The sequence below is a fragment of the Streptomyces sp. NPDC005820 genome, from assembly GCF_040630255.1.
Taxonomy (GTDB): domain Bacteria; phylum Actinomycetota; class Actinomycetes; order Streptomycetales; family Streptomycetaceae; genus Streptomyces.
This window is the reverse complement of the sequence record NZ_JBEXXE010000001.1, coordinates 203,667-228,920: the sequence shown is the minus strand read 5'-3', so window position 1 is coordinate 228,920 and position 25,254 is coordinate 203,667. Positions and strand designations below refer to the sequence as shown.

The following is a 25,254-nucleotide window of genomic DNA, read 5'->3' as shown; positions in this document are numbered from 1 at the left end:
AATATCCGGCATCCGGTTGGGTGACCGTCGGCCCCTGGTTAACCTGCGGGTATGGCCCTCGGAACCGCATCCACCAGGACGGACCGCGCACGCACCGTGCGTGACATCCTGGCGACCGGCAAGACGACGTACTCGTTCGAGTTCACCGCGCCGAAGACACCCAAGGGTGAGCGGAGTCTTTGGAACGCCTTGCGGAGGGTTGAGGCGGTCACTCCCGACTTCGTCTCGGTGACGTACGGCGCCGGCGGCTCCACCCGGGCCACCACGGTCAAGGAGACGCAGCAGATCGTCGTCGACACCACCCTCACCCCGGTGGCGCACCTCACCGCCGTCGACCACTCCGTCGTCGAACTGCGCAACATCATCGGCCAGTACGCCGACGCCGGGATCCGCAACATGCTCGCCGTGCGGGGCGACCCGCCCGGCGACCCGATGGGCGACTGGGTGCCGCATCCCCGAGGCCTCACCTACGCAGCCGAGCTCGTCCGGCTCATCAAGGAGTCGGGCGACTTCTGCGTCGGCGTCGCCGCCTTCCCGGAGATGCACCCCCGCTCCGGGGACCGGGACACCGACGTCGCGCACTTCGTCGACAAGTGCCGGGCGGGCGCCGACTACGCCATCACGCAGATGTTCTTCCAGCCCGAGTCGTACCTGCGGCTGCGCGACCGGGTCGCGGCGGCCGGCTGCGAGACCCCGGTCATCCCGGAAGTCCTGCCGGTGACCAGTGTGAAGATGCTGGAGAGGCTGCCCAAGCTCAGCAACGCGCACTTCCCGGACGTCCTGAAAGAGCGGATCCTCACAGCCAAAGAGGATCCGGCCGCTGTACGCTCCATTGGCATCGACTTCGCCACGGAGTTCTGCGCACGGCTCCTCGCCGAGGGAGTGCCCGGACTGCACTTCATCACGCTCAACAACTCCACGGCGACACTGGAAATCTACGAGAACCTGGGTCTGCACCACCCGCCGCAGGCCTAGACCGGTCGCATCCAGGTACGACACACTGCGTAGCGGCCACTGGGAGAGGGGCGTACATGGGCTGGACGGTCCTCTACATCGCGTTCGGCATCGTCGCGCTGTGGCTGCTCGGTGAGGTGCTGCTGCAGTACAAGGCGCGCCTGCGCTGGCGGCTGCTCGCGTTCGTGGGCTTCCTCGGGGTCGTGCTCGGTGTGCTGATCCCCTCGGTGATCGTCATCGGGCTGGGCGCGGCCGCCTTCGCGGTCGGCCAGACGTACGTCACGCTGTCCTTCCGCCGTGGCTTCGCCGAGGGCTGGGCCGTGCGCCGCGGCGACGGCGAGGGGCCGCTCCCCAAGGGCCTGGGCAGGGCCCGCCGCACCAAGGGCGACCGTGAGGACCCGGACCTGCAGGGCGCCGACCTCGAGTCCGGGAGCCTCCCCGGCTACGGCGACCGGGACGCCTTCGCCGCCGACGGCCCGGGCTACGGCCGGGACAAGGACGCGGGCGCCTTCCCCGACGAGGACTACGACCGCGACGACGTCTTCACCCCGGCCGCCCGCCAGGCCCAGGCCTCCGCCGCCGAGACGACCACCGTCTACTCGCCGCAGCCCATGCCCGACGACACCAACGCGTACGGCATATACACCGACTCCGCGTACGCGGAGGCCACCGGCCAGCCCCAGGACCAGTACGCGACGGCCGCCCAGGGCACCGACCAGACCTACGGCTACGACGGCTACTCCGGGTACAACCAGCAGCAGTACGGCTACGACGCCACCGGCGAGCAGCAGTACGCCGCCTACTCCGACCCGTACATCGGCACCCAGACCTACGGCGGCGGCTCCTACGACGCCGGCTACGGCCAGCAGCAGTACGGGCAGCAGGGCTACGGCCAGGACCAGTACGGCACCGGCGGCACCGGCGGCTACGGGGAGACCCCGGCGGGCGGGGTCTGGGTCCCGCAGCAGCGCAACACCGACGACTCCCTCGGCGGTGAACTCCCGCCCGAGCAGCAGCAGTACCCGTACCAGGGGGACGGCCAGCAGGGGCAGCAGGGCCACGGGTACGACGACCAGCAGTACCGCTACTGACGCCCGGCTGACGGGCCCTCACTGCGAGCCGCGGAACTCCGGTCCCTCCACGATCAGTCCGGCCACCAGCGCGCCCGACATGCCCGCGTGGGGCAGCCCGCCCCCCGGATGCGACCAGCCGCCGGCGGTGAACAGCCCTTGCAGGCCCGTCGAGTTCGCCGGGTGCAGCAGCCGGCCCCCGGACGCCGCCAGCGCGGGCGCCGGGACGGCGCCACCCCTCACACCCGTCTCCGCCGCGATGTCGGCGGGGGTGCGCACCTCGCGCCACAGCACGCGGTCGCGCAGCCCCGGCACGGCCCGCTCGGCGGCGGCGACCAGCGCCTCCACGTGGTCCTCGCGTATCTCCGCCCCCGCGGGCACCGTGGCGCCGAGCGTGACCGCCTCGTGGTCGCCGTCCGGCACCAGCGCCGGGTCGCCGGGCCGCAGCACCGTGACGGTGGGCCTCGCGGGCACCGCGGGCGCCGCGCCGAACAGGCTCTCCAGCTCGCCCTCGCGGTCCTCGGTGTGCACCACGGTCCGGTGCGCGGTCCCCTCCGGCCGGGCGCCGCGCAGCGCGAGCAGCACGGTCAGCCGACTGGGCAGGCCCTGCTGGGGCGGCACCTCGCCCTCGCCCCGGACGGGCAGCCCCGCCGCGCCGCCGGGCGCGACCACGAAGTCGGCGTCCACGACCTCGCCTCCGGCGAGCTCCACGCCCGTCGCCCGGCCGTCCTTCTCCAGCACCCGGGTGACCTCGGCGCCGAAGACGAACTCGACGCGGCGGGCCGTACACCGCTCGTACACCGCGCGGGCCAGCTCCCGCAGACCCCCGCGCACGTACCACATGCCGAAGGCGTGCTCCATGTACGGCAGCACGGCCGCGCTCGCCGGGGCGCGGCGCGGATCCAGACCGTACGCGAGCGCGTGCCCGTCCAGCAGGGCGGCCAGCCGCGGGTCGCGCAGCTCCCAGGCGCCCACCTCGGCGAGGGTGCCCGCCCGGCGGGTGCGCAGCAGCCGCTTGTGCGGCACCGCCGGATAGGGCTCACGGTCGGCCAGCACCTGCCAGTTCGGCCACAGCGGCTCCTCCAGGAGCGGGCGGCGGGTGCGGTCCCAGGCCTCGCTGGCCCGGACCAGGAAATCGCCCCAGCGCAGCCCCGCGCCCGGGCCGAGCGCCTCGTCCAGGGCGGAGACGACCCCCGCGCGCGAGGCGTTCGGCAGGGACACCTCGGTGCCGTCCGCGAACACATGCCGGGCCGAGGGGTCGACCTGGACCAGCTCGACACAGGCCTCCAGCGGCTCCTTGCCGGTCTTGACGAACAGGTCCCGGTAGACCGCGGGCAGGGGCAGCAGCCCCGGCCCGGTGTCGAAACCGAAGCCGTCCCGCTCGAAGCGGCGCACCGCTCCGCCGTACGTCTCCGTACGTTCGTACACCGCCACCCGGTGGCCCGCGACGGCCAGCCGGGCGGCGGTCGCCATCGCGCCCAGCCCGGCGCCGATCACCGCAATCCGTGCCATGCCTGCGACTTTATCGGCCGCCACTGGCAGTCACCGCGGCAGGCCGTGCGGCGCGGGGGAGGACGGGGGGAGCACTGGGGGAGCTCGGGGGGAGTACGGCGACGGACGCGATCGTGACCACACGACCGCGGAGCGTTCTGAGGTTGAGCACGCAGCCCTGAGTACACGTACCTAGGGAGTGAGTTGAGTACGCGCGCGGATGGGGGCGGGCCTGCGCGAACGCGACAGTGGAGACACGGAAAAGGGGCGCGGCTCCGGCACCGGCGACACGGGGCGCCGGAACGGAGCGGCCCTTGATCCGCTCCTTCCGCCGGCCAGGTCGGCGGGAGCGAGGCACGGGGGAGACCCGGGGGAAAGACCGCACGGGGGCAACACGGGGAACGGGGGAAATCGGGGGAAACGGGGAACGGGGGGAACGGGGAACGGGGGGAACGGGGGAGCACGAGGAAGCGCCGGTTCGAGGTGGCCCGCGGGGGACGTGGCCACAGCGGACCGGCGCTTCTGTGTCTGCTCCTGTCGCTTTCCGTCAGCGGTTGCCGCTGACCCGCCCCTGCAGCAGCCGGGACAGCGCGGAGTGGACGTCGTCCAGGGAGCGCTCCGGCTGGAAGGCCTGCCAGTCCAGGGCGGCCACCAGGACCATCCCGACCAGCGCGGACGCGGTCAGCTGGACGTCGATCTCCTCGCTGAACTCGCCGTTCTCCACGCCCGCGCGCAGCACCCCCTCCACGACGGCCACCGCCTGCTCGCGCACCACCATCAGCGTGGACTGCCAGGTCCGGTTGGTGCGCCACAGCTCGGCCACGTACAGCTGGGTGAAGGACGGGTAGCGCTCGATGAAGACGAGCCCCGCGCGGACCATCGCGTCCAGCGCGTCGACCTTGCTGCCGCCCCGCTGCTCGGTGTCCTCGGCGGCCTGTCTCAAGGAGGCGGTGAGCAGGCCCACGCCGTGCCGCAGCAACTCCTCGAAGAGGACCGACTTGCTCGCGAAGTTGTAGTAGACCGTGCCCTTCGCGACGCCCGCCCGCTCGGCGATCTCGTCCACCGTGGTGGCGGAGAAGCCCTGTTCGGCGATGAGGGTGACGGCCGCCTCGTAGAGCTTCTGCCGGGTGGCCTCGCGGCGGGTGCGGCCGCCCGACGTGGTGCTGCTTTCCATGGTCCCGATTGTCACAGGAACCCGACCTCCCGTACGCCGGATCTTCACAGGCTCAGTTCGGGGTGCAGCCGGTCCAGGGTCCACACCTGGCGGCGGCGGGCCGACAGGGCGGTCAGCGCCAGCGCCCCCGCGGTGAACAGGACGAGCACCACGCACGCGTGCCACACCGGTTGCAGACCGCCGCCCGTGATGAGTCTGCGCAGCGCCTCCACGACGTAACTCATCGGCAGCCAGGGGTGGATGGCGTTGAAGAAGCCGGGGCTGGTCTGCACCGGATAGGTGCCGCCCGCCGAGGTCAGCTGGAGCATCAGCAGCGCCAGGACGAGGATCCGGCCCGCCGCGCCGAAGCGCGCGTTGAGCCACTGCACGAGGGCCGCGAAACACGCCGTGACGAGGAACAGGAAGCCCACCGTCCCGGCCGCGCGGGCCATCTCCAGGCCGATCGCCCAGTGCAGCACGGCCATCAGCGCCGTCGTCTGCAGCACCCCGACGGCGACCACCGGCAGCCAGCCCGCCAGCGCGATCCGCCAGGCCGGGGCGCCCACGGCGAGCGCGCGCCGGTTCATCGGCGGGATCAGCATGTACGCCACCATCGCGCCCACCCACAGCGACAGCGGGATGAAGTACGGGGCGAAACCGGTGCCGTAGTTCGCCGCCCTGTGCAGGTCCTGGGAGGCGAGTCGCACGGGGTCGGCCATCACGGCCGTACGCGTGTCGCGCTGCCGCGCGTCGTAGTCGGGGATCCGCGCGGCGCCGTCGTGCAGTCCGTCGGCGAGCCGGCCGGAGCCGTCGGAGAGCTTGAACATGCCGCCGTCGAGGTCCTCGGCGCCGGTCTCGAGCCTGCCGACGCCCTGGTCCAGGGTGCCGGCGCCGGTGCTGGCGGTGCCGAGCCCGGTGTGCAGCTCCTGCGCGCCCGCGGCGACCTTGCGGGCGCCCGTGTTGAGGGCGTTGATCCGGGTGACCGCGTCGTCGAGGTCCTCGGAGAGGTGCGGGGCCCGGTCGGCGAGGGCCTGCGCCTGCCGCTGGAGCGTGCCGAGGTGGGCGCGCAGGATCGTCAGGTCGCCGTTCTGGTCGGCGATCAGCGTGTTGAGGTCGTCCGCGATCGTGGCGACCTCGGCGGCCGTGTCCCGGGCCTTCTTCAGGTCCGCGCAGGCGGGGTCGGGCAGCACCGGGTTCTCGCAGCGCGTCCGGTACACGGCGGCGAGCGTGTCCGAGGCGGTGTGCGCGCCCTTCGCCGCGGTCGGGGCGGCCTTCACCAGCGCGTCGAGGTGGGCGCCGACCGTGGTGGCGGAGTCCGCGACGAGCTGCGCGGTGTCGCCGATGGTCTTCTCGTTGTCCTTCAGGAAGGGCCCCACCTTGCCCGCGACCCCGTTGACCCGGTCGGCGAGCGCCTGGGTGCCGTTCGCGACCTGCCGGCTGCCGTCCGCCAGGTCGCCGGCTCCCGAGTCCAGCCTGCGCAGGCCGGTGGCCAGCGAGCCGCTGCCCTTCTTGGCCGTGGACAGCCCGTCGGCGAGGTCCTCGGCGCCCTTCTGCGCCTTGCCGATGCCGCCGCTCAGGTCGTCGGCGCCGTCGGCCGCCTTCGCGGTGGCGCCGTGCAGGTCGGAGAACGAGACGAAGATCTTGTCGAGGAAGGACCGCGAGGCCTTCGTGGAGGCGGCCGAGCGGACCTCGCTGAAGACGGTCCGTGAGATCTGTCCGACGATGTAGTTGTTCGCGTCGTTCGTCCGCACCCGGAGGGCGCCGGTCTCCGGGGTGTCGCCCGCGCTGGAGGCGATCCGCTCGCTGAGGTCGGCGGGCATGGTCAGCGACAGGTAGTACGTCCCGTCCTCCACGCCCGCGCGTGCCTGCTCGGCGCTCACCTCGTGCCAGTCGAAGACCTCGCTGTCCCGCAGCCCCCGGGTGATGTCGTCGCCGGCGCTGATCCGCTTCCCGTCGGCGGTCGCCCCCTTGTCGTCGTTCACCAGCGCCACGGGGATGCGGTCGAGCCGGCCGTACGGGTCCCAGAACGACCACAGGTACAGCGCCCCGTAGAGCAGCGGCAGCAGCAGAAGCGCCACCAGGGCGGCCCGCGGCAGCTTCCCCCTGCCGAAGCGACGCAGCTCAAGCGCGGCGAGTATCGGCGAGCGCATCGGCCTTCTCCTTCGTCTTCTCGTCGTCACGCGTGCGCGTGGACACCGTCGCGATGCCTCCGGGCGCCTCCGCGCAGACCGCGAGCACGGTGGTCCCGGACACGGCGATCGATCGCAACAGGTCCCAGACCGCGTCGCGTTCGGCCTCGGACAGCTTCAGGTCGGTGTCGTCGACGCCGAGCAGCGCCGGCCGCCCGACGAGCGCGAGGGCCACCGACAGCCGCAGCGCCTCGATCCGCTCCAGATCGCGTACGGCGGTCCGCGCGCCCTTGGGCAGGGCCGCGCGGTCGAGGCCGGCCGCGCCCAGCGCGGCGTCGATCGTGAGCTCCGCCCGCGTGGCCCGCTCCGCGCGCGGGCGCAGCAGCTCCCGTACGGAGCCTCCGAACCGCCGCTGGAGCAGCGCCCGTTCGCGCAGGTGCTCGCCGACGGTCAGCGCCGGGTCGAGGTCGGTGACGCCGGCGACATGCGCGAGCGCGCCGATCCGGCGCACCGCAGCCGACTGCTTCGGCAGCCGTGCCGTACCCACGGTCGCCGTCCCCTCGGTGGCCCTCATCCGGCCGGTGAGCACGAGCAGCAGGCTTGTGCGGCCGGATCCGGACGGTCCCTCGATCGCGAGCAGAGAGCCGGGTTCCGCGTCGAGGTCCACGCCACGGAAGGCCCAACCGCGAGGGCCCTTGAGGCCGAGGCCCTCGGCTGTGATGCGGACGCCGCCCACAGTCCCCCCTAATTTGAACTGACTGGTCAGTGCAAAAACTAGCCCGAACCTTCGATCGAAGCAAAAGCCCAGGTCAGAACGGATTGTCAGTGGCATACCGCACGATGGGCACATACGGCACCACCGGACAGGTCGTGCCGTCACCCAGACGACAGGAGGTTCGTCATGGCCAGCTACCACGCAGCCGCCGCACACCGGCGCCGCGCCCCCGGCCCTGCCCCCTCACTGACCGGCCCGGCGAGCGACGTACACCCCGTGCTGCGCCGGACGACGGCTCCGCCCGCCGCACTCGACCTGCTCGCCCAGGCCCGTGCCGGCCTGGAGGAGGCGGCCGTCCTCGAAACCCCCAACGAGCGCTACGCCACGGCCCATCTCGCCGCCCTGCGCACCGCCGCCGCCGTCCTCGCCGCCCGCGGCCGGCCCGACCCCTCGCCCCGCAAGCGGGCACGCATCCGCAGCGCCTGGGAAGTGCTCCCCGAGATCGCGCCCGAACTCACCGAGTGGAGCGCCCTGTTCGCCTCAGGGGCCCGGCGCCGCGCCCGGGCCGAGGCGGGCATCCAGGGCGCGGCCACCCGCCGGGACGCCGACGATCTGATACGCGACGTGGCGATGTTCGTCCGCCTCGTCGAGCGCATGCTGGTCCTCCAGCCGGTCCTGCCCCAGCCCCGCCAGGACGGGGACGACCCGGACGGCAGGGGAGCGGGGCGGGCGATGCCGGACGCGGGCTGAGGTGGGACGGAGTGCCCGGTCCGGATGTCGGAGGCAATAGGGTGGAAGGTGTTTGAAGCCTTCCCTCCGCCCGGCCCCGCTCCGGTCGCGCCGGTCCCGGGAGGCAGCCCGTTCGCTCCGCCGCGCAAGAGGCGGTGCCGCGCCGAGGAGTCAACTGCCGTGCCGGACCCGATCCGCCCCCGTGCCGCTCTCCGTACCGCCGTGGTCTGGGAGGTCCTCCAGGACGCCCTCGAGCGCCGGGTCAAGGCCACCGGTCGCGAGGCGCTCGACGTCCTCGACACCGGCGGCGGCAGCGGCAACTTCGCGGTGCCCGTCGCCCGCCTCGGCCACCGGGTCACGGTCGTCGACCCCAGCCCCAACGCGCTCTTCGCGCTGGAGCGCCGCACCGCCGAGGCCGGCGTCGCCGACCGGGTGCGCGGCGTCCAGGGCGACGCCCACGGCCTCTTCGACGTGGTCGAGCGCGGCGGCTACGACGCCGTCCTGTGCCACGGCGTCCTGGAGTACGTCGACGACCCCGCCGAAGGCGTCCGCAACACCGTGGCCGCCCTGCGCCCCGAGGGCGTCCTCAGCCTCCTCGCCGCCGGCCTCGGCGGAGCCGTCCTCGCGCGGGCCCTCGCCGGTCACTTCAAGGAGGCCCGGCAGGCCCTCACCGACCCGGACGGCCGCTGGGGCAGCGGCGACCCCGTGCCCCGCCGCTTCACCGCCGAGCAGCTCACCGGTCTCGTCGAGGGCGCGGGCCTCGACGTCACCGCCGTGCACGGCGTACGGGTCTTCGCCGACCTCGTCCCCGGCGTCCTCGTGGACACCGAGCCCGGCGCCCTGGACGCCCTGCTCAAGCTGGAGGAGGCCGCCGCCGAACTCCCCGCGTTCCACTCCGTCGCCACCCAGCTCCATGTGCTCGGTGAGACGCGGGGGACCGAGGAGGCCTGAGCGCTGCCCGACCCCGCCCGTGACCCCGCCCGCTGATCAGGGGCTTGGCGGCACATGGAGTACGCCACAGGCCCCCCGTTCGGGCGCTGTGCGCCGTATGATCGAGGGAGACCGCCCGGCATGACGGGTCGGCCGCTGGGGAATGGAAGCCTCAGCGGACCGGGACGCCCATGGCGGGCTCCGGTTGGCCAATTGGCGTAGAGGGGCGGGTTTCACGGGGGCGAATCCCTGCCTATCCTGAAGGGACCCCCGAGTCGCCCCGGCGACTGCACGATGAGGAGGACTCCGTGCCGCTCTCGGAGCACGAGCAGCGCATGCTCGAGCAGATGGAGCGAGCGCTGTACGCCGAAGATCCCAAGTTCGCGTCGGCGCTCGAGGGAAGCGGGCTGCGTACGTACACCCGGCGGCGGGTCTACCAGGCGGTCGCGGGCTTCCTCGTGGGTATCGCGCTCCTCATGGCGGGAATGGTCGCCAAGCAGGTGTGGCTCAGTGTGGTGGGCTTCCTCGTCATGCTGGGATGCGCGGTGCTCGCGGTCACCGGCTGGCGCAAGGCTCCCAAGCCGGGCGAACGCCCCGCGGGCGGTCACCACACCCGCGGCGAGGGACGGCAGAAGCGCTCACTGATGGACCGGATCGAGCAGCGCTGGCAGCGCCGCCGAGACGAGCAGGGCGGCCACTGACCGGCCCCCCACCCCGGACGACGTCGAGGGGGTGACCACCCACCGGGTGGTCACCCCCTCGACGTTTCTGTCCTCCGCTCAGCTCTGCTGACCCGAAGGGCGCCGGCGCAGCAGGCTCGCCAGCCGGTCCGCCCGGTCCGCCCAGGACGCCTTGAGGGCCGTCCAGCGGTCCGAGAGGTCCCAGACCGCCCGTATCGCCGACCGGGGTGCCACGACGGCCCGTACGCGCGTGGTCCAGCCGGCCCTCGCCCGCAGCGCCGCCCGCACCCGGTGGACGTCCTCGGACAGCCCGGCCTGCGCGCGCGGGTGCGGAGCGAACAGCACCTGCTCCACGGCCCCGGCCACCCGGTGCACCGATCCGGCCACCGTCTCGTCCAGCTCCCCGATCCGCACGATCCGCGCCGCCGCCCCCCGGGGGGTCAGCGCGTCGTCCGGCTCGATGCCGTAGTCCCAGGCCGTGTCGACGAGCTCGCGCCAGACCGCCAGCACATGCGCCACGGCGGCCTCGGCCACCTCCTGGGACGGCTCGTCCAGCAGCACCCCGGAACCGGCGTTCTCCGCCGTGAGACCGTCCGTGCCGCCGGGCGGGTAGCGTCCGCCCGTCGCCACGGCCCCGGAGTGCCGGGCCGACGCCAGCCGCACCGACCGCCGCCGCAGCCGCCACAGCATGGGCAGCAACGGCACGGTCAGCCCCAGGGCGCCCAACAGGACCCACACGGCCTTCATGTACAGCGGGGTGCCCTGGCCGCCCTGCTCCGCCTCGTCCAGCGGCAGCGCCGCACCACAGCCGTCGAGCTTCTTGTCCTGCGCCGAGCAGCTCGCGCTCGCCGAGGGCGCGGCCGACGGGGCCGCGTTTGCCGACTGGGAGGACTGAGGCAGGTCGGGGGTGTCCGTGTCCGAGGTGTCCGGCACCGTGTACGAAGGAGTCGTACCGCGCGTCGGGGTGGGCTCGAAGCGGGTCCAGCCCACGCCCTCGAAGTACAGCTCGGGCCAGGCGTGCGCGTCCTTCAGGCTCACCGCCACCGAACCGTCCGCCTGTGGGGAACCCGGCGCGAAGCCCACCGCGACCCGGGCCGGTATGCCCAGCGTGCGGGCCATCGCCGCCATCGCGAACGAGAAGTGGACGCAGAAGCCCTGCTTGTCCCGCAGGAAGCGGGCGATCGCGTCGGGGCCGGAACCGACCTCCACCTCGGTGTCGTACTCGAAGCCGCCCGTGACCGCGAAGTAGTCCTGCAGCGCGACCGCCTTCGCGTAGTCGCTCGTCGCGCCCTCGGTGATCTCCCGGGCCTCGCGCGTCACCACCTTCGGCAGCGAGTTCGGCACCTTGGTGTACTCGTTGCGGATCGAGCTCGGCGCCTTGGGTGCCGTCGCCAGCTGCTCGGCCGTCGGCTGCACATCGAGGCTCGTCACCGTATACGTCTTGCCGCTGGTCTTCTGACCGTGGTCACCGACGAGGGTCATGCCGACCGGTTCGTACCGCCAGTTGCCCCTGATGTTCACGCTGCTCGGCGGGTACGGCATCGGCAGCCAGTCCTGGGCATAGCCGTCGGCGGCCGAGATCCGGGTGGAGACCACCGTGCGCTTGACGTCGGGAGCCAGACCGGTGGGCGTGGGGAACTCGTCCGGCACGGTGACGATGTGGCGCTTGGACGGCTTCCAGGTGGTGCCGTCGAAGTCGTCCAGGGACACGATCCGCAGATACATGTCCGACAGGTCGCCGGCGTCGGTGCTCAGCGTGAGGACCGTGCGGTCCTCGTTCACGTTCAGGCTGTCGCGCAGCGACACCACCGGGTTGACCGCGGAGATCGTGCCCCCGCCGCCGTTGCCCGCGCCCACGCCCGTCCCGGCGCCCGCCAGCAGGCCGCCCTGGATCGCCGGCAGCGGCAGCAGCGGCACCACCAGGGCCACGCCCAGCGCGGCCATGCCGATCCGCCGCCCGGTGCGCACCGGCGCCACCGCCCCCGGCTGCTCGCCCGGGGTGCGCGGGGCGCCCGCGAAGACCCGGCCCCACTGGGAGAGCCGCTCACGGCCCTCGGCCAGCAGCAGCATCAGATAGCCGACCGCGGCGACCAGGAACCACACCCAGTCGCTCGACCCGGCGGACAGCCCCGCGGCCACCGAGTACAGCGCGAGGAGCGGCAGACCGGCCGGGGCGGCGTTGCGGAAGGTCACCGCGAGGGTGTCCACCGCCAGGCCGATGCCCAGCACACCGCTGACCGTCATCAGCCGGATGCCGTCGGACAGCGGGGCGGGGATCGCGTACTGCCCGACGTCCTCGGCGCCTGCCCGGAACAACTCCCCGAAGTGCCGGATCGCGTCCGGGCCGGGGATCACCCCGAGCAGCGCCTGCTCCCGGGCGAAGACCAGGGTGAGCAGCAACAGCGTGACCAGCGCCTGGGCGGCCACCGTCAGCGGCCGGGCCAGCGGGACCCGGCGCGCGGCCGCGCCCACCCCGGACTGGATCGCCAGCAGCACCGCCGCCTGGAGGATCCAGGTCGCCGGGTCGACGAGGGGCAGCAGGGCGCACGAGGCCATCAGCGTGGCCGCCGCCGAGCACAGTGTCAGCCGAGCCCGTCCGCTCATGATCGCGCCTCCCCCGCACGCGTCCCGCCCGCCGTCACGACCCCCGCCCGCTCGCGGTCGGCCTGCCGCCACAGCTCGGTCAGCGGAGTGCCCCGCGGTACGCCGAGGACGGTCCAGCCCGCCTCGCGCAGCAACCGCAGCCGCTCCTCCTGACTGTTCATCGGATGAGCCATGCCGTTCGGTTCACGCCCCCATGTGTCGCTGTCCAGCAGGAAGGCGACCGCGCCGCCGCTGCGCTGGCGCATCCTCGCGGCGATCGCCGCCTGTTCCTCGTCGATGTCGCCGAGGAACGCCACCAGCAGCCCCTCGTTGCCGCCGCGCAGCGCGTCGTACGCCCGCGACAGGCTCGCGCCGTCGGAGTGGTCGACCACCGCGAGGGTGTCCATCATCAGCCCGGCCGCGTCCGCGGACTCCTGGCTGGCCCCGGCGAACCCGTCGGCGCCCTCGCCGGGCACCGAGGTGCCGGTGTCCGTCAGCAGCCGTACCGAGAAGCCCCGCTCCAGCATGTGCACCAGCACGGAGGCGGCGCCCGAGACCGCCCATTCGAAGGCCGAGTCCGGGCCGGCGCCCGCGTAGGCCACGCCCCGGGTGTCCAGGAGCACCGTGCAGCGGGCCCGCTGGGGCTGTTCCTCGCGGCGCACCATCAGCTCGCCGTACCGGGCGGTCGAACGCCAGTGCACCCGGCGCAGGTCGTCGCCGTAGCGGTAGCCGCGCGGGATCACGTCGTCCTCGCCGGCCAGCGCCACCGCGCGCTGCCGCCCGTCGCCGTACCCCTTGGCCTCGCCGCTGAGCCGCACCGGCGGCAGCGCCTCCACCCGGGGGATCACCGTCAGTGTGTCGTACGTCGAGAAGGACCGGGTCAGTTCGCACATGCCGAACGGGTCGCTCAGCCGCAGTTGCAGGGGACCCAGCGGATAGCGGCCGCGCAGATCGGAGCGGACCCGGTAGGACACCTCGCGCCGGCCGCCCGCCTCCACCCGGTCCAGGACGAACCGGGGGCGCGGGCCGAGGACGTAGGGCACCTTGTCCTGGAGCATCAGCAGACCGGTGGGCAGCCGCGAGACGTTGTCCATCCGCAGATGGACACGGGCCTCGCTGCCGGCCGGCACGCGCGCGGGGGCCAGCCGGCGGCTGCCGGCGACCCGGTAGCGGGTGCGGTAGACGACGGCCGCGCAGATCAGCGGCAGGGCGGCCAGCAGCAGCCCGACCCGCAGCAGATTGGGCTGCCCGAGCACGTACGCGCAGACGGCGGCGGCTATACCGGCCGCCAGGAAGGATCGCCCGCGGGTGCTCAGACCCGCCAGGGCGGTCCGGGCGCCGCCCTTCTCGAGGCGGCCGCCCTGGGGCTGTCCGGTCCGGCCGGTCCCCCCGGTGGTCATCAGATCCTCCGCGGCGGCTGCTGCGGATACGCGGGCGCGTTCTGGCCCAGGCCGCCGTAGGTGTGCTGCTGGCCGCCGGTGGGCACCGGGATGCGCTGCAGGATCTCCTCGACGACCTGCTCCGCCGTGCGGCGGTTGAGCTGGGCCTGCGCGGTGGGCAGCAGCCGGTGGGCCAGGACGGCCACGGCGAGGTTCTGCACATCGTCGGGCAGCGCGTAGTCCCGGCCCGAGAGGGCGGCGGAGGCCTTCGCCGCGCGCAGCAGGTGCAGCGTCGCGCGCGGGGAGGCGCCGAGTCTGAGGTCGGGGTGGGTGCGCGTGGCGGCGACCAGGTCGACGGCGTAGCGGCGAACCGATTCGGCGACATGGACCGTGCGGACGGCGTCGATCAGTTTCACGATCTCGTGCGCGTGGGCCACCGGCTGGAGGTCGTCCAGCGGGCTGGCCCCGCCGTGCACGTCCAGCATCTGCAGCTCGGCCTCCGGGCTCGGATAGCCGATGGAGACCCGGGCCATGAAACGGTCGCGCTGGGCCTCGGGCAGCGGGTAGGTGCCCTCCATCTCGACCGGGTTCTGCGTGGCCACCACCATGAAGGGAGTGGGCAGCTCGTACGTCTGCCCGTCGATGGTGACCTGGCGCTCCTCGAGGGACTCCAGGAGCGCGGACTGGGTCTTGGGCGAGGCCCGGTTGATCTCGTCGCCGATCACGATCTGGGCGAAGATCGCGCCCGGCTTGAACTCGAAGTCGCGGCGCTGCTGGTCCCAGATCGACACGCCCGTGATGTCCGAGGGCAGCAGGTCCGGTGTGAACTGGATCCGGCGCACCGAACAGTCGATGGACTTCGCCAGCGCCTTGGCGAGCATCGTCTTGCCGACGCCGGGGACATCCTCGATCAGAAGATGTCCCTCGGCGAGCAGCACGGTCAGCGAAAGCCGTACGACCTCGGGCTTGCCCTCGATCACTCCCTCCACCGAACTGCGGACTCGATCCACAGTGGCGGTCAGATCCGTGAGGCTCGCTCGCTCGTCATAGGTCGTCACCCGGCCCTCCTCGGCCCTTACATTCCTCCGGGCCGACGCTCTTCTCCGCGAACCGGCCCACCCCGAATCACGTGCGCCACCCGTGAAATGTTCGGAGTGGCGTCACAACCGCATTCTTGCTGCCGTTACCGATTCGTGTCACTCGCCTGTGGACAACTGCCCGCGATATGTCGCTTCTATGGCCTTTTGGGCACCCGCGTGGGAGAAATCAACAGGCAATCGACAGCGAACGACAGGGGTGAGAGACGGCCGTGCGAGCGGTCAGGCGGGGTCGATCTCGCGCAGCAGGCCCGTCTTCACGTCGAACACGAAGCCGCGCACGTCGTCGGCGTGCAGCAGGAACGGCGAGGTGCGCACCCGCTGCATGGACTGCCGTACGTCCTGGTCCACGTCCCGGAACGCCTCCACCGCCCAGGCCGGACGCTGCCCGACCTCCATCTCCAGCTCGGTGCGGAAGTCCTCGGTGATCGCCTCCAGGCCGCAGCCCGTGTGGTGGATCAGCACGATGCTGCGGGTGCCCAGCTTGCGCTGGCTGATCGTGAGCGACCGGATCACGTCGTCGGTGACCACCCCGCCCGCGTTGCGGATCGTGTGGCAGTCGCCCAGCTCCAGGCCGAGCGCCGCGTGCAGGTCGAGACGGGCGTCCATGCAGGCCACGACCGCCACGTGCAGCACGGGCCGGGCGTCCATGCCGGGATCGGCGAAGGCGGCGGCGTACCGCTCGTTCGCGTCGACGAGACGGTCGGTCACCGTGCCGCCGTGTATGGCGCCTTCGGACTCTGTGGGTACGGATGCGGAAGTCGTCATAACCATGACGGTACTGGTCACGGGTGTGATGGTCCTGTTGTGAGAAGGGAAAAAGAGCGTCATCACGTCGTGTTTGTGAGGTAAGCCACAGGAGTGAGGTCGGGTCACCCGGCCGGGTGATTTCCGCCGCTCCACCGCTTCACGGCGGCGCCCGCCCGCGACGCGCAGGCCGGTTGATTGACCGCGAGACACCGTGGACTAAAGTGACGCGAAGCGGGAGGCGGCGATCTCGACGGCGATCTCCCTGCTGGACTGACTTTCCCCGCATGCCGCGGCAGGCCTTCCCCAGACGAGAGGGCGGGGACCCGGCGGTGCGCGTTCCCGCCGGATCTGAGAGGGCCCCTTGAGCCAGAGTCGACACGTCCCGGTGATGCTCCAGCGGTGCCTGGACCTGTTGGCCCCCGCCCTGCGGCGCCCCGGCGCGGTCGTCGTCGACTGCACCCTCGGCCTCGGCGGCCACAGCGAGGCCCTGCTCACGCAGTTCCCCGAGGTCCGGCTCGTCGCTCTCGACCGCGACAAGGAGGCCCTGCGGCTCTCCGGCGAGCGCCTCGCCCCCTTCGGCGACCGCGCCACCCTCGTGCACGCCGTCTACGACGAACTCCCCGACGTCCTCGACCGGCTCGGCATCGAGCACGTCCAGGGCGTCCTGTTCGACCTCGGCGTGTCCTCCATGCAGCTCGACGAGGCCGACCGGGGCTTCGCCTACGCCCAGGACGCCCCGCTCGACATGCGCATGGACCAGACGACCGGCATCAGCGCCGCCGAGGTCCTCAACACCTACCCGCCCGGCGAACTGGTGCGGATCCTGCGGGCGTACGGCGAGGAGAAGCAGGCCAAGCGGATCGTCTCCGCGATCGTCCGCGAACGCGACAAGGAGCCGTTCACCAACAGCGCCCGGCTCGTCGAACTGATCCGGGGCGCACTGCCGCAGGCCGCCAAGCGCACCGGCGGCAACCCGGCCAAGCGCACCTTCCAGGCGCTGCGCATCGAGGTCAACGGCGAACTGTCGGTGCTGGAGCGGGCGATCCCGGCCGCCGTCGAGGCGATCGACGTCGGCGGACGGATCGCCGTGCTGTCGTACCACTCGCTGGAGGACCGGCTGGTCAAGCAGGTGTTCGCGGCCGGCGCCGCCTCCACCGCGCCGCCCGGGCTGCCCGTCGTCCCGGAGGCCTACCAGCCGCGGCTCAAGCTGCTGACCCGCGGTGCCGAACTTCCCACCGAGGAAGAGGTCGCCGAGAACCGGCGCGCGGCCCCGGCCCGGCTGCGCGGGGCCGAACGCATCAGGGAGTCCATCGAATGAGGGCGCGGCGGGCGCAGGCGGGAAAACCGGACGCGGGGGAGGGCGAGTGAGCAGGAAACCCGAACTCAAGGGGAGGGCGGCCCGGCTCGCCCGTCTGTTCCCCGCACGGCCGCGCCAGGCGGCCCGCACCCCCTTCGTCCTCCTCGTCGTCCTCCTGCTGGGAGGCGGTCTCATCGGGCTTCTCGTGCTGAACTCCGCGCTCAGCGAGGGCTCGTTCCGGATGGGCGACCTCCAGCGGGACACCAAGAACCTCACCGACGAGGAACAGGCGCTCCAGCGCGACATCGACTCCTACTCCGCCCCGGACGCCCTCCAGCGCCGCGCCCGCGAACTCGGCATGGTCCCCGGCGGCGACCCCGCCTTCCTGGACCCCGACGGCAGCGTCAACGGCGTCCCCTCGGCCGCGGCCCAGCAGCCGGCGCAGGGCGCCGCCGACGTCGTACGGCCGCCCGAGGCGATGACGCTCTCCCAGACGATCGCCTCGCCGGCGCCCTCACCGTCACCGTCGTCCACCCTTCCCGGCGGCCCTCCCGCGCCGAGCACGTCGCCGGCTCCGACCGCAGCCCTTCCCACGACCCCCGGCAGGTGACGGAAGTGTCCGACAGGGAACCGCCCCGCCGCCGCGTGCCCGGCCCCGCCCGGCCCTCCCGCCCCGCCTCCGCACAGCGCCGGCCGGGCCCCGGCGCCCGCCCGGCCCGCCGCCCGGCCGCACCGCGGCCCCCGGCCCCGCACGCCCTCCGGCTCGGCAGCCCCCGCCCCCGGCTGCGCATGGTCGGCCTCGCCCTGACCCTGGTGATGGCCGCCTTCGTCGTGCGCCTCCTCCAGGTCCAGGCCGTCGATGCCAGTACGTACGCGGCCAAGGCCGACCGGAACCGTTACGTCGGCCAGGTGCTGGCCGCCGAACGCGGCGAGATCACCGACCGCAGCGGGGTGGCCCTCGCCAGCAGCGAGGACGCGTACGACATCACCGCCGACCCGACGATGTTCAACCGCGAGAACCTGAAGATCGACGACGGTCCCGAGCAGGCCGCGGCCCTCCTCGCCCCGATCCTCGGCCAGGAGCAGTCCACGATCGTCGCCAAGCTGCGGCCCAGCAACACCAAGTCGCAGTACGCGCTGCTGGCCGTCCGGCAGACCCCCGAGGTCTGGAAACAGATCAAGGACCTGCGGTCCGCGCTCGCCGCCAAGGCCCGGTCCGACGGCACCACGGTCAACGTCCTCGCGGGCCTCTTCGCGGTCCCCAGCAGCAAGCGCGTGTACCCCAACGGCGACCTCGCCGCCTCCGTGCTCGGCTGGGTCAACGCCGCGGGCAAGGGCGGCGGCGGCATCGAGCAGCAGCTGAACCCGCTCCTGTCCGGCAAGGACGGCAAGATCCGCTACGCCCAGTCCGGCGGCCTCCAGGTGCCCACCGCCGGCTCCACCGAGACGCCCGCCGTGCCCGGCTCCGACATCGAGCTGACGCTCGACCGGGACATCCAGTGGGCCGCCCAGAACGCCATCACCGAACAGGTCAAGGCATCGAAGGCGGACCGCGGCTACGTCGTCGTCCAGGACACCCGCACCGGCGAGATCCTCGCCATGGCCAACTCGCCCGGCTTCGACCCCAACGACCTCACCACGGCGAACCCGGACGCCCTCGGCAACGCCGCCCTCCAGGACGCCTACGAGCCCGGCTCCACCGCCAAGATCATGTCGATGGCGGCCGTCCTCGAGGAGAACGTCGCCACCCCGCTCACCCATGTCGTCGTACCGAACCGGCTGCACCGCGGCGACCGGCTCTTCAAGGACGACATCGACCACGAGACCTGGAACCTGACGCTCAACGGCGTGCTCGCCAAGTCCAGCAACATCGGCACGATCCTCGCCACCGGGGAACTCGGCAAGACCCAGGCCGAGGCCAACCGGGTCCTCTACTCCTACCTGCGCAAGTTCGGCATCGGCAGCTACACCGGCCTCGGCTTCCCCGGCGAGACCAAGGGCATCCTCGCCGCGCCCGACAAGTGGTCGACCTCGCAGCAGTACACGATCCCTTTCGGACAGGGCGTCTCGCTCAATGCGCTCCAGGCCGCCTCCGTCTACTCGGCCATCGCCAACGGCGGCGTACGGATCGAGCCGACCCTGGTGCGCGGCACCCAGGGCCCCGACGGACGCTTCACCCCCGCCGCCGCCCCCAAGAAGACCAGGGTCGTCAGCGAGAAGACGGCGAAGACCCTCGCCCAGATGCTGGAGTCGGTCGTGGACGACCAGGAGGGCACCGGCACCAAGGCGCGCATCCCCGGCTACCGCGTCGCGGGCAAGACGGGCACGGCGAACCGCGTGGATCCGGCCACCGGCAAGTACAAGGGATACACCTCGTCCTTCGCCGGCTTCGCCCCCGCCGACAAGCCCCGGATCACCGTCTACTGCGCCATCCAGAACGCCACCCAGGGCAGCTACTTCGGCGGCCAGATCTGCGGACCCATCTTCAAGCAGGTCATGGAGTTCGCCCTGAAGACCCTGCAGATCCCGCCGACCGGGGCGAAGGCCGCCAACCTGCCCGTCACCTTCTCCCCCTGACCCCCCCCGCTCGCCCCTGCCCATCGCTGTTCAGCGCCGAACCAGCCAGGAACCAGCCCGTGACCATGATCACTCCCGGACCCGGGAACCACGCGTCCCCCTCCGCCTCGCTTCGCCCGCAGGCGGGTGCGCCCGGTACGCTCACCGCCGTGCCACACGCTGATCAGTCCCAAACCACCCAGAAGGGCGCTTCCGTGACATACCCGGGACCGCCCAGGCCGGTTCAGGTCTCCGCCACACCCCTCGCGGAGCTCGCCGACCAGCTGGGTGCCACCGCCGTGCGGAGCGAAGCGACCGTCACGGGCATCACCCACGACTCGCGCGCCGTCCGCCCCGGCGACCTGTACGCCGCCCTCCCGGGCGCCCGGCTGCACGGCGCAGACTTCGTCACCCAGGCCGCCGGCCTCGGCGCGGTCGCCGTGCTCACCGACCCGACCGGCGCCGAGCGCGCCGCCGCGACCGGCCTGCCGGTCCTGGTCGTCGACGACCCGCGCGCGCGGATGGGCGGGCTGGCGGCCACGATCTACGGCCGCCCGGGCCGCGATCTGCTCCAGATCGGCATCACCGGCACCTCCGGCAAGACCACCACCGCCTACCTGGTGGAGGGCGGACTGAAGTCGCTGAAGGCCACCGGACTGATCGGCACGGTCGAGACGCGCATCGGCGAGGAGCGCATCAAGTCCGAGCGCACCACCCCCGAGGCCACCGATCTGCAGGCCCTGTTCGCCGTCATGCGCGAGCGCGGGGTCGAGGCGGTCGCCATGGAGGTCTCCAGCCACGCCCTGGTCCTCGGCCGGGTCGACGGCTGCGTCTTCGACATCGCCGTCTTCACCAACCTCAGCCCGGAACACATGGAGTTCCACTCCGACATGGAGGACTACTTCCGGGCCAAGGCGCAGCTGTTCACGCTTAAACGCAGCAAACTCGGCGTCGTCAACCTCGACGACGAGTACGGCCGCCGACTGGCCCGCGAGGCCGAGGTCCCGGTCGTCACCTTCTCCGCCGAGGGCCACCCCGACGCCGACTGGCGCGCGGTCGAGGTCCACGTCGGCCCGCTGGACTCGACGTTCACCGCCGTCGGCCCGGACGGGGTACGGATCGCCTCCAAGGCGCCGCTGCCCGGCTCGTTCAACGTGGCCAACACCCTCGCCGCGATCGTCGCCCTCGCCGCCGCGGGACTCGACCCGCAGACCGCCGCCGACGGCGTCGCCGCCGTACCGGGCGTGCCGGGCCGGCTGGAGCGCGTCGACGCCGGCCAGCCCTATCTCGCGGTCGTCGACTACGCCCACAAGACGGACGCCGTCGAATCGGTCCTCAGGGCGCTGCGCAAGGTCACCAAGGGCCGGCTGCACATCGTCATCGGCTGCGGCGGCGACCGGGACCGCACCAAGCGTGCGCCGATGGGCGCCGCCGCGGCACGGCTCGCCGACATCGCCGTACTGACCTCCGACAACCCCCGCTCCGAGGACCCCCTCGCGATCCTCGCGACCATGCTCGAAGGGGCCGCCTCGGTGCCCGCGCACGAGCGCGGCGAGGTACTCCTGTTCGAGGACCGGGCCGCCGCGATCGCCGCCGCCGTCGCCCGCGCGCACGCCGGGGACACCGTGCTGGTCGCGGGCAAGGGCCATGAGCAGGGCCAGGACATCGCCGGAGTGGTCCGTCCGTTCGACGACCGCCAGGTGCTTCGCGAAGCTATCCAGCAGACCCAGGGATGAACTTGTGATCGCCCTCTCCCTCGCCGAGATCGCAGCAGTCGTCGGCGGGCAGACGTACGACATACCGGATCCGTCCGCGGAAGTCACCGGACCGGTCGTCCGGGACTCCCGCGAGGTGGAGCCCGGCAGCCTCTTCGTCGCCTTCGTCGGCGAACGCGTCGACGGCCACGACTACGCGGCCGCGGTCGTCGAGGCGGGCGCGACGGCCGTACTGGCCTCGCGCCCGGTCGGTGTGCCCGCGATCGTCGTGGACGACGTCCAGGCCGCCCTGGGCGCCCTCGCCCGGCATGTCGTGCACAAGCTCGGCACGACCCTCGTCGCGCTCACCGGCTCGGCCGGCAAGACCAGCACCAAGGACCTCATCGCCCAGGTGCTCCGGCGCAAGGCGCCGACCGTCTTCACCCCCGGCTCCCTCAACAACGAGATCGGGCTGCCGCTGACCGCCCTGTCCGCCACCGAGGAAACCCGGTTCCTGGTCCTGGAGATGGGCGCCCGCGGCATCGGACACATCCGCTACCTCACGGAACTGACGCCCCCGAAGGTCGGCCTCGTGCTGAACGTCGGCACCGCCCACATCGGCGAGTTCGGCGGCCGCGAACAGATCGCACAGGCAAAGGGCGAGCTGGTCGAGAGCCTTCCCCCGGCGAGCGACGGCGGTGTCGCCGTCCTCAACGCCGACGACCCGTTGGTCCGGGCCATGGCCTCCCGTACGACGGCGAAGGTGGTCCTTTTCGGAGAGTCCGGCGAAGCGGACGTACGGGCCGAGAACGTACGACTCACGGACAGTGGACAGCCCTCCTTCAGCCTTCACACACCCTCCGGGTGCAGCGATGTGACCATGCGCCTGTACGGTGAGCACCACGTGTCGAACGCGCTCGCCGCGGCAGCCGTCGCCCATGAGCTGGGCATGTCCGTAACAGAGATCGCCACCGCGCTCTCCGAGGCGGGCTCCCTCTCCCGCTGGCGGATGGAGGTCACCGAGCGCCCGGACGGCGTGACGATCGTCAACGACGCCTACAACGCGAACCCCGAGTCCATGCGAGCCGCTCTGCGCGCGCTGGCGGCCATGGGCAAGGGGCGGCGGACCTGGGCGGTGCTCGGCAAGATGGCCGAGCTCGGAGACGAGGCGCTCGCCGAGCACGACGCGGTCGGGCGGCTCGCCGTCCGGCTCAACGTCAGCAAGCTCGTCGCGGTCGGGGGCAGGGAAGCCGCCTGGCTGCAACTGGGCGCATATAACGAGGGTTCGTGGGGTGAGGAGTCGGTGCACGTGTCCGACGCACAGGCGGCGGTCGACCTGTTGCGCAGCGAGCTGCGCCCGGGGGACGTCGTACTCGTGAAGGCGTCCCGATCGGTCGGTCTCGAGAGCGTCGCGCAGGCGCTGCTCGCGACCGGTGCCGAGGGTGAGGTTTCCGCCCGATGATGAAGCAGATCCTGTTCGCAGGTGTCATTGGCCTCTTCCTGACGCTGATCGGCACGCCGCTGCTGATCAAGCTGCTGGCGCGCAAGGGCTACGGCCAGTACATCCGCGACGACGGTCCGCGCGAGCACGCCAGCAAGCGCGGTACGCCGACCATGGGCGGTATCGCGTTCATACTGGCGACGGTCGCCGCGTACTTCCTGTCCAAGGTGATCACCGGCAAGCCGCCGACCTTCTCGGGTCTGCTGGTCCTCGGCCTGATGTGCGGCATGGGCCTGGTCGGCTTCCTCGACGACTACATCAAGATCGTCAAGCGGCGTTCGCTGGGTCTGCGGGCCAAGGCGAAGATGGCCGGCCAGCTGATCGTCGGCATCGCCTTCGCGGTGCTCTCGCTGCAGTTCGCGGACTCCCGCGGCAACACCCCGGCCTCCACCAAGCTGTCGTTCATCACGGACTTCGGCTGGACGATCGGCCCGGTGCTGTTCGTCGTCTGGGCGCTGTTCATGATCCTCGCCATGTCCAACGGCGTGAACCTCACCGACGGTCTGGACGGCCTCGCCACCGGCGCCTCCGTCCTCGTCTTCGGCGCGTACACGTTCATCGGCGTCTGGCAGTACCAGGAGTCCTGCGCCAACGGCGAGACCCTGACCAACCCCGGCGCCTGCTACGAGGTGCGCGACCCGCTGGACCTCGCGGTCGTCTCCGCCGCGCTGATGGGTTCCTGCCTCGGCTTCCTGTGGTGGAACACGTCGCCGGCCAAGATCTTCATGGGCGACACCGGTTCGCTGGCGCTCGGCGGTGTGCTCACGGGCCTCGCCATCTGCTCCCGCACCGAGCTGCTGGTCGCCATCATGGGCGGTCTGTTCGTCCTCATCACCATGTCGGTGGTCATCCAGGTCGGCTCGTTCCGGCTGACCGGGAAGCGCGTCTTCCGGATGGCGCCACTTCAGCATCACTTCGAACTCAAGGGCTGGTCCGAAGTCCTGGTCGTGGTCCGATTCTGGATCATTCAGGGCATCTGTGTGATCGTCGGACTGGGTCTCTTCTACGCGGGATGGGCAGCAGACAAGTGACCTCCTCGGTGTCCCCGGACTTCACGGGCAAGCACGTCACCGTCGCCGGGCTCGGCGTCTCCGGTGTCCCGGCGGCCAAGGTGCTGCACGCACGCGGGGCGATCGTCACCGTCGTCAACGACGGCGACGACGCACGCGCGCGTGAGCAGGCCGCCGAGCTGGAGGCGCTGGGCGTCACCGTGCGCCTCGGCGACGGGGCGACCCTTCCCGAGGGCACCGAACTCATCGTCACCGCACCGGGCTGGAAGCCCGACAAGCCGCTCTTCGCGGCGGCGGCCGAGGCCGGGGTGGAGATCTGGGGCGACGTCGAACTCGCCTGGCGCCTCCGGGGCCCCGAAGCCGCCCCCTGGCTGTGCGTCACCGGCACCAACGGCAAGACGACCACCACCCAGATGCTGGCCTCCATCCTGAAGGCGGCCGGCCTGCGCACGGCGGCCGTCGGCAACATCGGCGTCTCGCTGCTCGACGCCGTCCTCGGCGACGAGGAGTACGACGTCCTGGCCGTGGAGTTGTCCAGCTACCAGCTGCACTGGGCGCCCTCCCTGCGGGCGCACTCGGCGACCGTGCTGAACCTCGCCCCCGACCACCTCGACTGGCACGGCTCGATGGAGGCGTACGCGCGCGACAAGGGCCGGATCTACGAGGGCAATCGCGTCGCCTGCGTCTACAACGTCGCCGACAAGGCCACCGAGGACCTGGTCCGCGAGGCGGACGTCGAGGAGGGCTGCCGCGCCATCGGCTTCACCCTCGGCACCCCGGGACCGTCCCAACTCGGCGTGATCGACGGCATCCTGGTCGACCGCGCGTTCGTCGAGAACCGGCAGAAGAACGCCCAGGAACTCGCCGAGGTCTCCGACGTCACCCCGCCGGCCCCGCACAACATCGCCAACGCCCTTGCCGCGGCGGCCCTCGCCCGCGCCTTCGGCGTGCCTCCCACGGCCGTACGGGACGGCCTGCGGGCCTTCACCCCGGACGCCCACCGCATCGCCCACGTGGCCGACGTGGACGGCGTCGTGTACATCGACGACTCCAAGGCGACCAACACGCACGCGGCGGAAGCCTCGTTGGCGGCCTACCCGTCGATCGTGTGGATCGCCGGAGGGCTCGCCAAGGGCGCGACCTTCGACGAACTCGTCGCCAGGTCCGCGGAGCGGCTGCGCGGGGTCGTCCTGATCGGCGCCGACCGCGCGCTGATCCGTGAAGCCCTCGCGCGACACGCCCCGGAAGTACCCGTCGTGGACCTCGACCGGACCGACACTGGGGCGATGCTCGCGGCGGTCCAGGAGGCCCGGCGCCTCGCCCGCGCGGGAGACACGGTGCTGCTCGCCCCGGCCTGCGCGTCCATGGACATGTTCGTCAACTACAACCAGCGCGGGGACGCGTTCGCCGAGGCGGTGCGTGAACTCGCCTGACGGCGGGTCTTTTGGAGGGCGCGTGACTGTGTCGTTCAGGTGCGGGCCGGTGGGGGCTTGTCGCGCCCGCGCGGCGCAGCCGCAGATGTCAGGGTCCCGCGCC

General features: G+C 72.3%; 20 protein-coding genes. 12 read left to right on the top strand and 8 right to left on the bottom strand.

Features of this window, described 5'->3' with window-relative positions; translation table 11 throughout:
• Nucleotides 1–51 precede the first annotated feature (51 nt).
• Both metF and ABZ464_RS01015 read left to right on the top strand, forming a co-directional pair.
• On the top strand, nucleotides 52–975 hold the full coding sequence (gene metF / locus ABZ464_RS01020) for a methylenetetrahydrofolate reductase [NAD(P)H] (protein WP_359269036.1): 924 nt from the start codon (nucleotides 52–54) through the stop codon (nucleotides 973–975).
• Between the two features lie 56 nt (nucleotides 976–1,031).
• A complete protein-coding gene (locus ABZ464_RS01015; protein ID WP_359269033.1) occupies nucleotides 1,032–2,045 on the top strand; it encodes a hypothetical protein in 1,014 nt (337 codons plus the stop codon).
• 18 nt (nucleotides 2,046–2,063) lie between these two features.
• On the opposite strand, the gene ABZ464_RS01010 is transcribed toward ABZ464_RS01015, so the two are convergent.
• The 4 genes from ABZ464_RS01010 to ABZ464_RS00995 form a co-directional block, all read right to left on the bottom strand.
• On the bottom strand, nucleotides 2,064–3,536 hold the full coding sequence (locus ABZ464_RS01010; protein ID WP_359269030.1) for an NAD(P)/FAD-dependent oxidoreductase: 1,473 nt from the start codon (nucleotides 3,534–3,536) through the stop codon (nucleotides 2,064–2,066).
• A 526-nt stretch (nucleotides 3,537–4,062) separates the two neighbouring features.
• Nucleotides 4,063–4,689 carry a TetR/AcrR family transcriptional regulator gene (locus tag ABZ464_RS01005; RefSeq protein ID WP_359269028.1) on the bottom strand — a complete coding sequence of 209 codons (627 nt, stop codon included), beginning with the start codon at nucleotides 4,687–4,689 and terminating at the stop codon, nucleotides 4,063–4,065.
• Between the two features lie 44 nt (nucleotides 4,690–4,733).
• Nucleotides 4,734–6,818, bottom strand: a complete 2,085-nt coding sequence (locus ABZ464_RS01000) for a YhgE/Pip domain-containing protein (RefSeq protein WP_359269025.1) — start codon at nucleotides 6,816–6,818, stop codon at nucleotides 4,734–4,736.
• On the bottom strand, nucleotides 6,790–7,533 hold the full coding sequence (locus tag ABZ464_RS00995) for an ATP-binding cassette domain-containing protein (RefSeq protein WP_359269022.1): 744 nt from the start codon (nucleotides 7,531–7,533) through the stop codon (nucleotides 6,790–6,792). The genes ABZ464_RS01000 and ABZ464_RS00995 overlap by 29 nt, the downstream gene beginning before the upstream one ends.
• 165 nt (nucleotides 7,534–7,698) lie before the next feature.
• Between ABZ464_RS00995 and ABZ464_RS00990 the strand changes: the two genes are divergently transcribed.
• The 3 genes from ABZ464_RS00990 (at nucleotide 7,699) to ABZ464_RS00980 (ending at nucleotide 9,872) form a co-directional block, all read left to right on the top strand.
• The gene (locus ABZ464_RS00990; RefSeq protein ID WP_359269019.1) at nucleotides 7,699–8,262 is read left to right on the top strand and encodes an SAV_6107 family HEPN domain-containing protein; all 564 of its coding nucleotides are present in this window, start codon (nucleotides 7,699–7,701) and stop codon (nucleotides 8,260–8,262) included.
• 159 nt (nucleotides 8,263–8,421) lie between these two features.
• Complete coding sequence (locus ABZ464_RS00985; protein ID WP_359269016.1) at nucleotides 8,422–9,192, top strand: methyltransferase; 771 nt, start codon at nucleotides 8,422–8,424, stop codon at nucleotides 9,190–9,192.
• Between the two features lie 287 nt (nucleotides 9,193–9,479).
• Nucleotides 9,480–9,872 carry a DUF3040 domain-containing protein gene (locus ABZ464_RS00980; protein WP_359269013.1) on the top strand — a complete coding sequence of 131 codons (393 nt, stop codon included), beginning with the start codon at nucleotides 9,480–9,482 and terminating at the stop codon, nucleotides 9,870–9,872.
• Nucleotides 9,873–9,950: 78 nt separating this feature from the next.
• Here ABZ464_RS00980 and ABZ464_RS00975 read toward each other — a convergent pair whose 3' ends face one another.
• The 4 genes from ABZ464_RS00975 to ABZ464_RS00960 all read right to left on the bottom strand — a co-directional run bounded on the left by ABZ464_RS00975 (nucleotide 9,951) and on the right by ABZ464_RS00960 (nucleotide 15,678).
• Entirely contained in the window at nucleotides 9,951–12,455 is a 2,505-nt protein-coding gene (locus ABZ464_RS00975; protein ID WP_359269010.1) for a DUF3488 and transglutaminase-like domain-containing protein, read from the bottom strand.
• Nucleotides 12,452–13,834, bottom strand: a complete 1,383-nt coding sequence (locus ABZ464_RS00970) for a DUF58 domain-containing protein (RefSeq protein ID WP_359269007.1) — start codon at nucleotides 13,832–13,834, stop codon at nucleotides 12,452–12,454. Before ABZ464_RS00970 ends, ABZ464_RS00975 begins: the two co-directional genes overlap by 4 nt.
• Nucleotides 13,834–14,871, bottom strand: a complete 1,038-nt coding sequence (locus ABZ464_RS00965; protein ID WP_359269004.1) for a MoxR family ATPase — start codon at nucleotides 14,869–14,871, stop codon at nucleotides 13,834–13,836. Before ABZ464_RS00965 ends, ABZ464_RS00970 begins: the two co-directional genes overlap by 1 nt.
• A gap of 261 nt (nucleotides 14,872–15,132) precedes the next feature.
• Nucleotides 15,133–15,678, bottom strand: coding sequence for a carbonic anhydrase (locus ABZ464_RS00960; RefSeq protein WP_359269001.1), 546 nt, complete (start codon nucleotides 15,676–15,678; stop codon nucleotides 15,133–15,135).
• 343 nt (nucleotides 15,679–16,021) lie between these two features.
• Here ABZ464_RS00960 and rsmH point away from each other — a divergent pair, with 343 nt between their 5' ends.
• The 7 genes from rsmH (at nucleotide 16,022) to murD (ending at nucleotide 25,151) form a co-directional block, all read left to right on the top strand.
• A complete protein-coding gene (rsmH, locus tag ABZ464_RS00955) occupies nucleotides 16,022–16,978 on the top strand; it encodes a 16S rRNA (cytosine(1402)-N(4))-methyltransferase RsmH (protein WP_359268998.1) in 957 nt (318 codons plus the stop codon).
• A 46-nt stretch (nucleotides 16,979–17,024) separates the two neighbouring features.
• Entirely contained in the window at nucleotides 17,025–17,567 is a 543-nt protein-coding gene (locus tag ABZ464_RS00950) for a septum formation initiator family protein (RefSeq protein ID WP_359268995.1), read from the top strand.
• A 5-nt stretch (nucleotides 17,568–17,572) separates the two neighbouring features.
• A complete protein-coding gene (locus ABZ464_RS00945; RefSeq protein ID WP_359268992.1) occupies nucleotides 17,573–19,534 on the top strand; it encodes a penicillin-binding protein 2 in 1,962 nt (653 codons plus the stop codon).
• Between the two features lie 194 nt (nucleotides 19,535–19,728).
• Nucleotides 19,729–21,249 carry a UDP-N-acetylmuramoyl-L-alanyl-D-glutamate--2,6-diaminopimelate ligase gene (locus tag ABZ464_RS00940; protein ID WP_359268989.1) on the top strand — a complete coding sequence of 507 codons (1,521 nt, stop codon included), beginning with the start codon at nucleotides 19,729–19,731 and terminating at the stop codon, nucleotides 21,247–21,249.
• 4 nt (nucleotides 21,250–21,253) lie between these two features.
• The gene (gene murF / locus ABZ464_RS00935; protein WP_359268986.1) at nucleotides 21,254–22,669 is read left to right on the top strand and encodes a UDP-N-acetylmuramoyl-tripeptide--D-alanyl-D-alanine ligase; all 1,416 of its coding nucleotides are present in this window, start codon (nucleotides 21,254–21,256) and stop codon (nucleotides 22,667–22,669) included.
• Nucleotides 22,666–23,739, top strand: coding sequence for a phospho-N-acetylmuramoyl-pentapeptide-transferase (gene mraY, locus ABZ464_RS00930; protein WP_359268983.1), 1,074 nt, complete (start codon nucleotides 22,666–22,668; stop codon nucleotides 23,737–23,739). Before murF ends, mraY begins: the two co-directional genes overlap by 4 nt.
• Entirely contained in the window at nucleotides 23,721–25,151 is a 1,431-nt protein-coding gene (murD, locus tag ABZ464_RS00925; protein ID WP_359268980.1) for a UDP-N-acetylmuramoyl-L-alanine--D-glutamate ligase, read from the top strand. Before mraY ends, murD begins: the two co-directional genes overlap by 19 nt.
• Nucleotides 25,152–25,254: the final 103 nt, after the last annotated feature.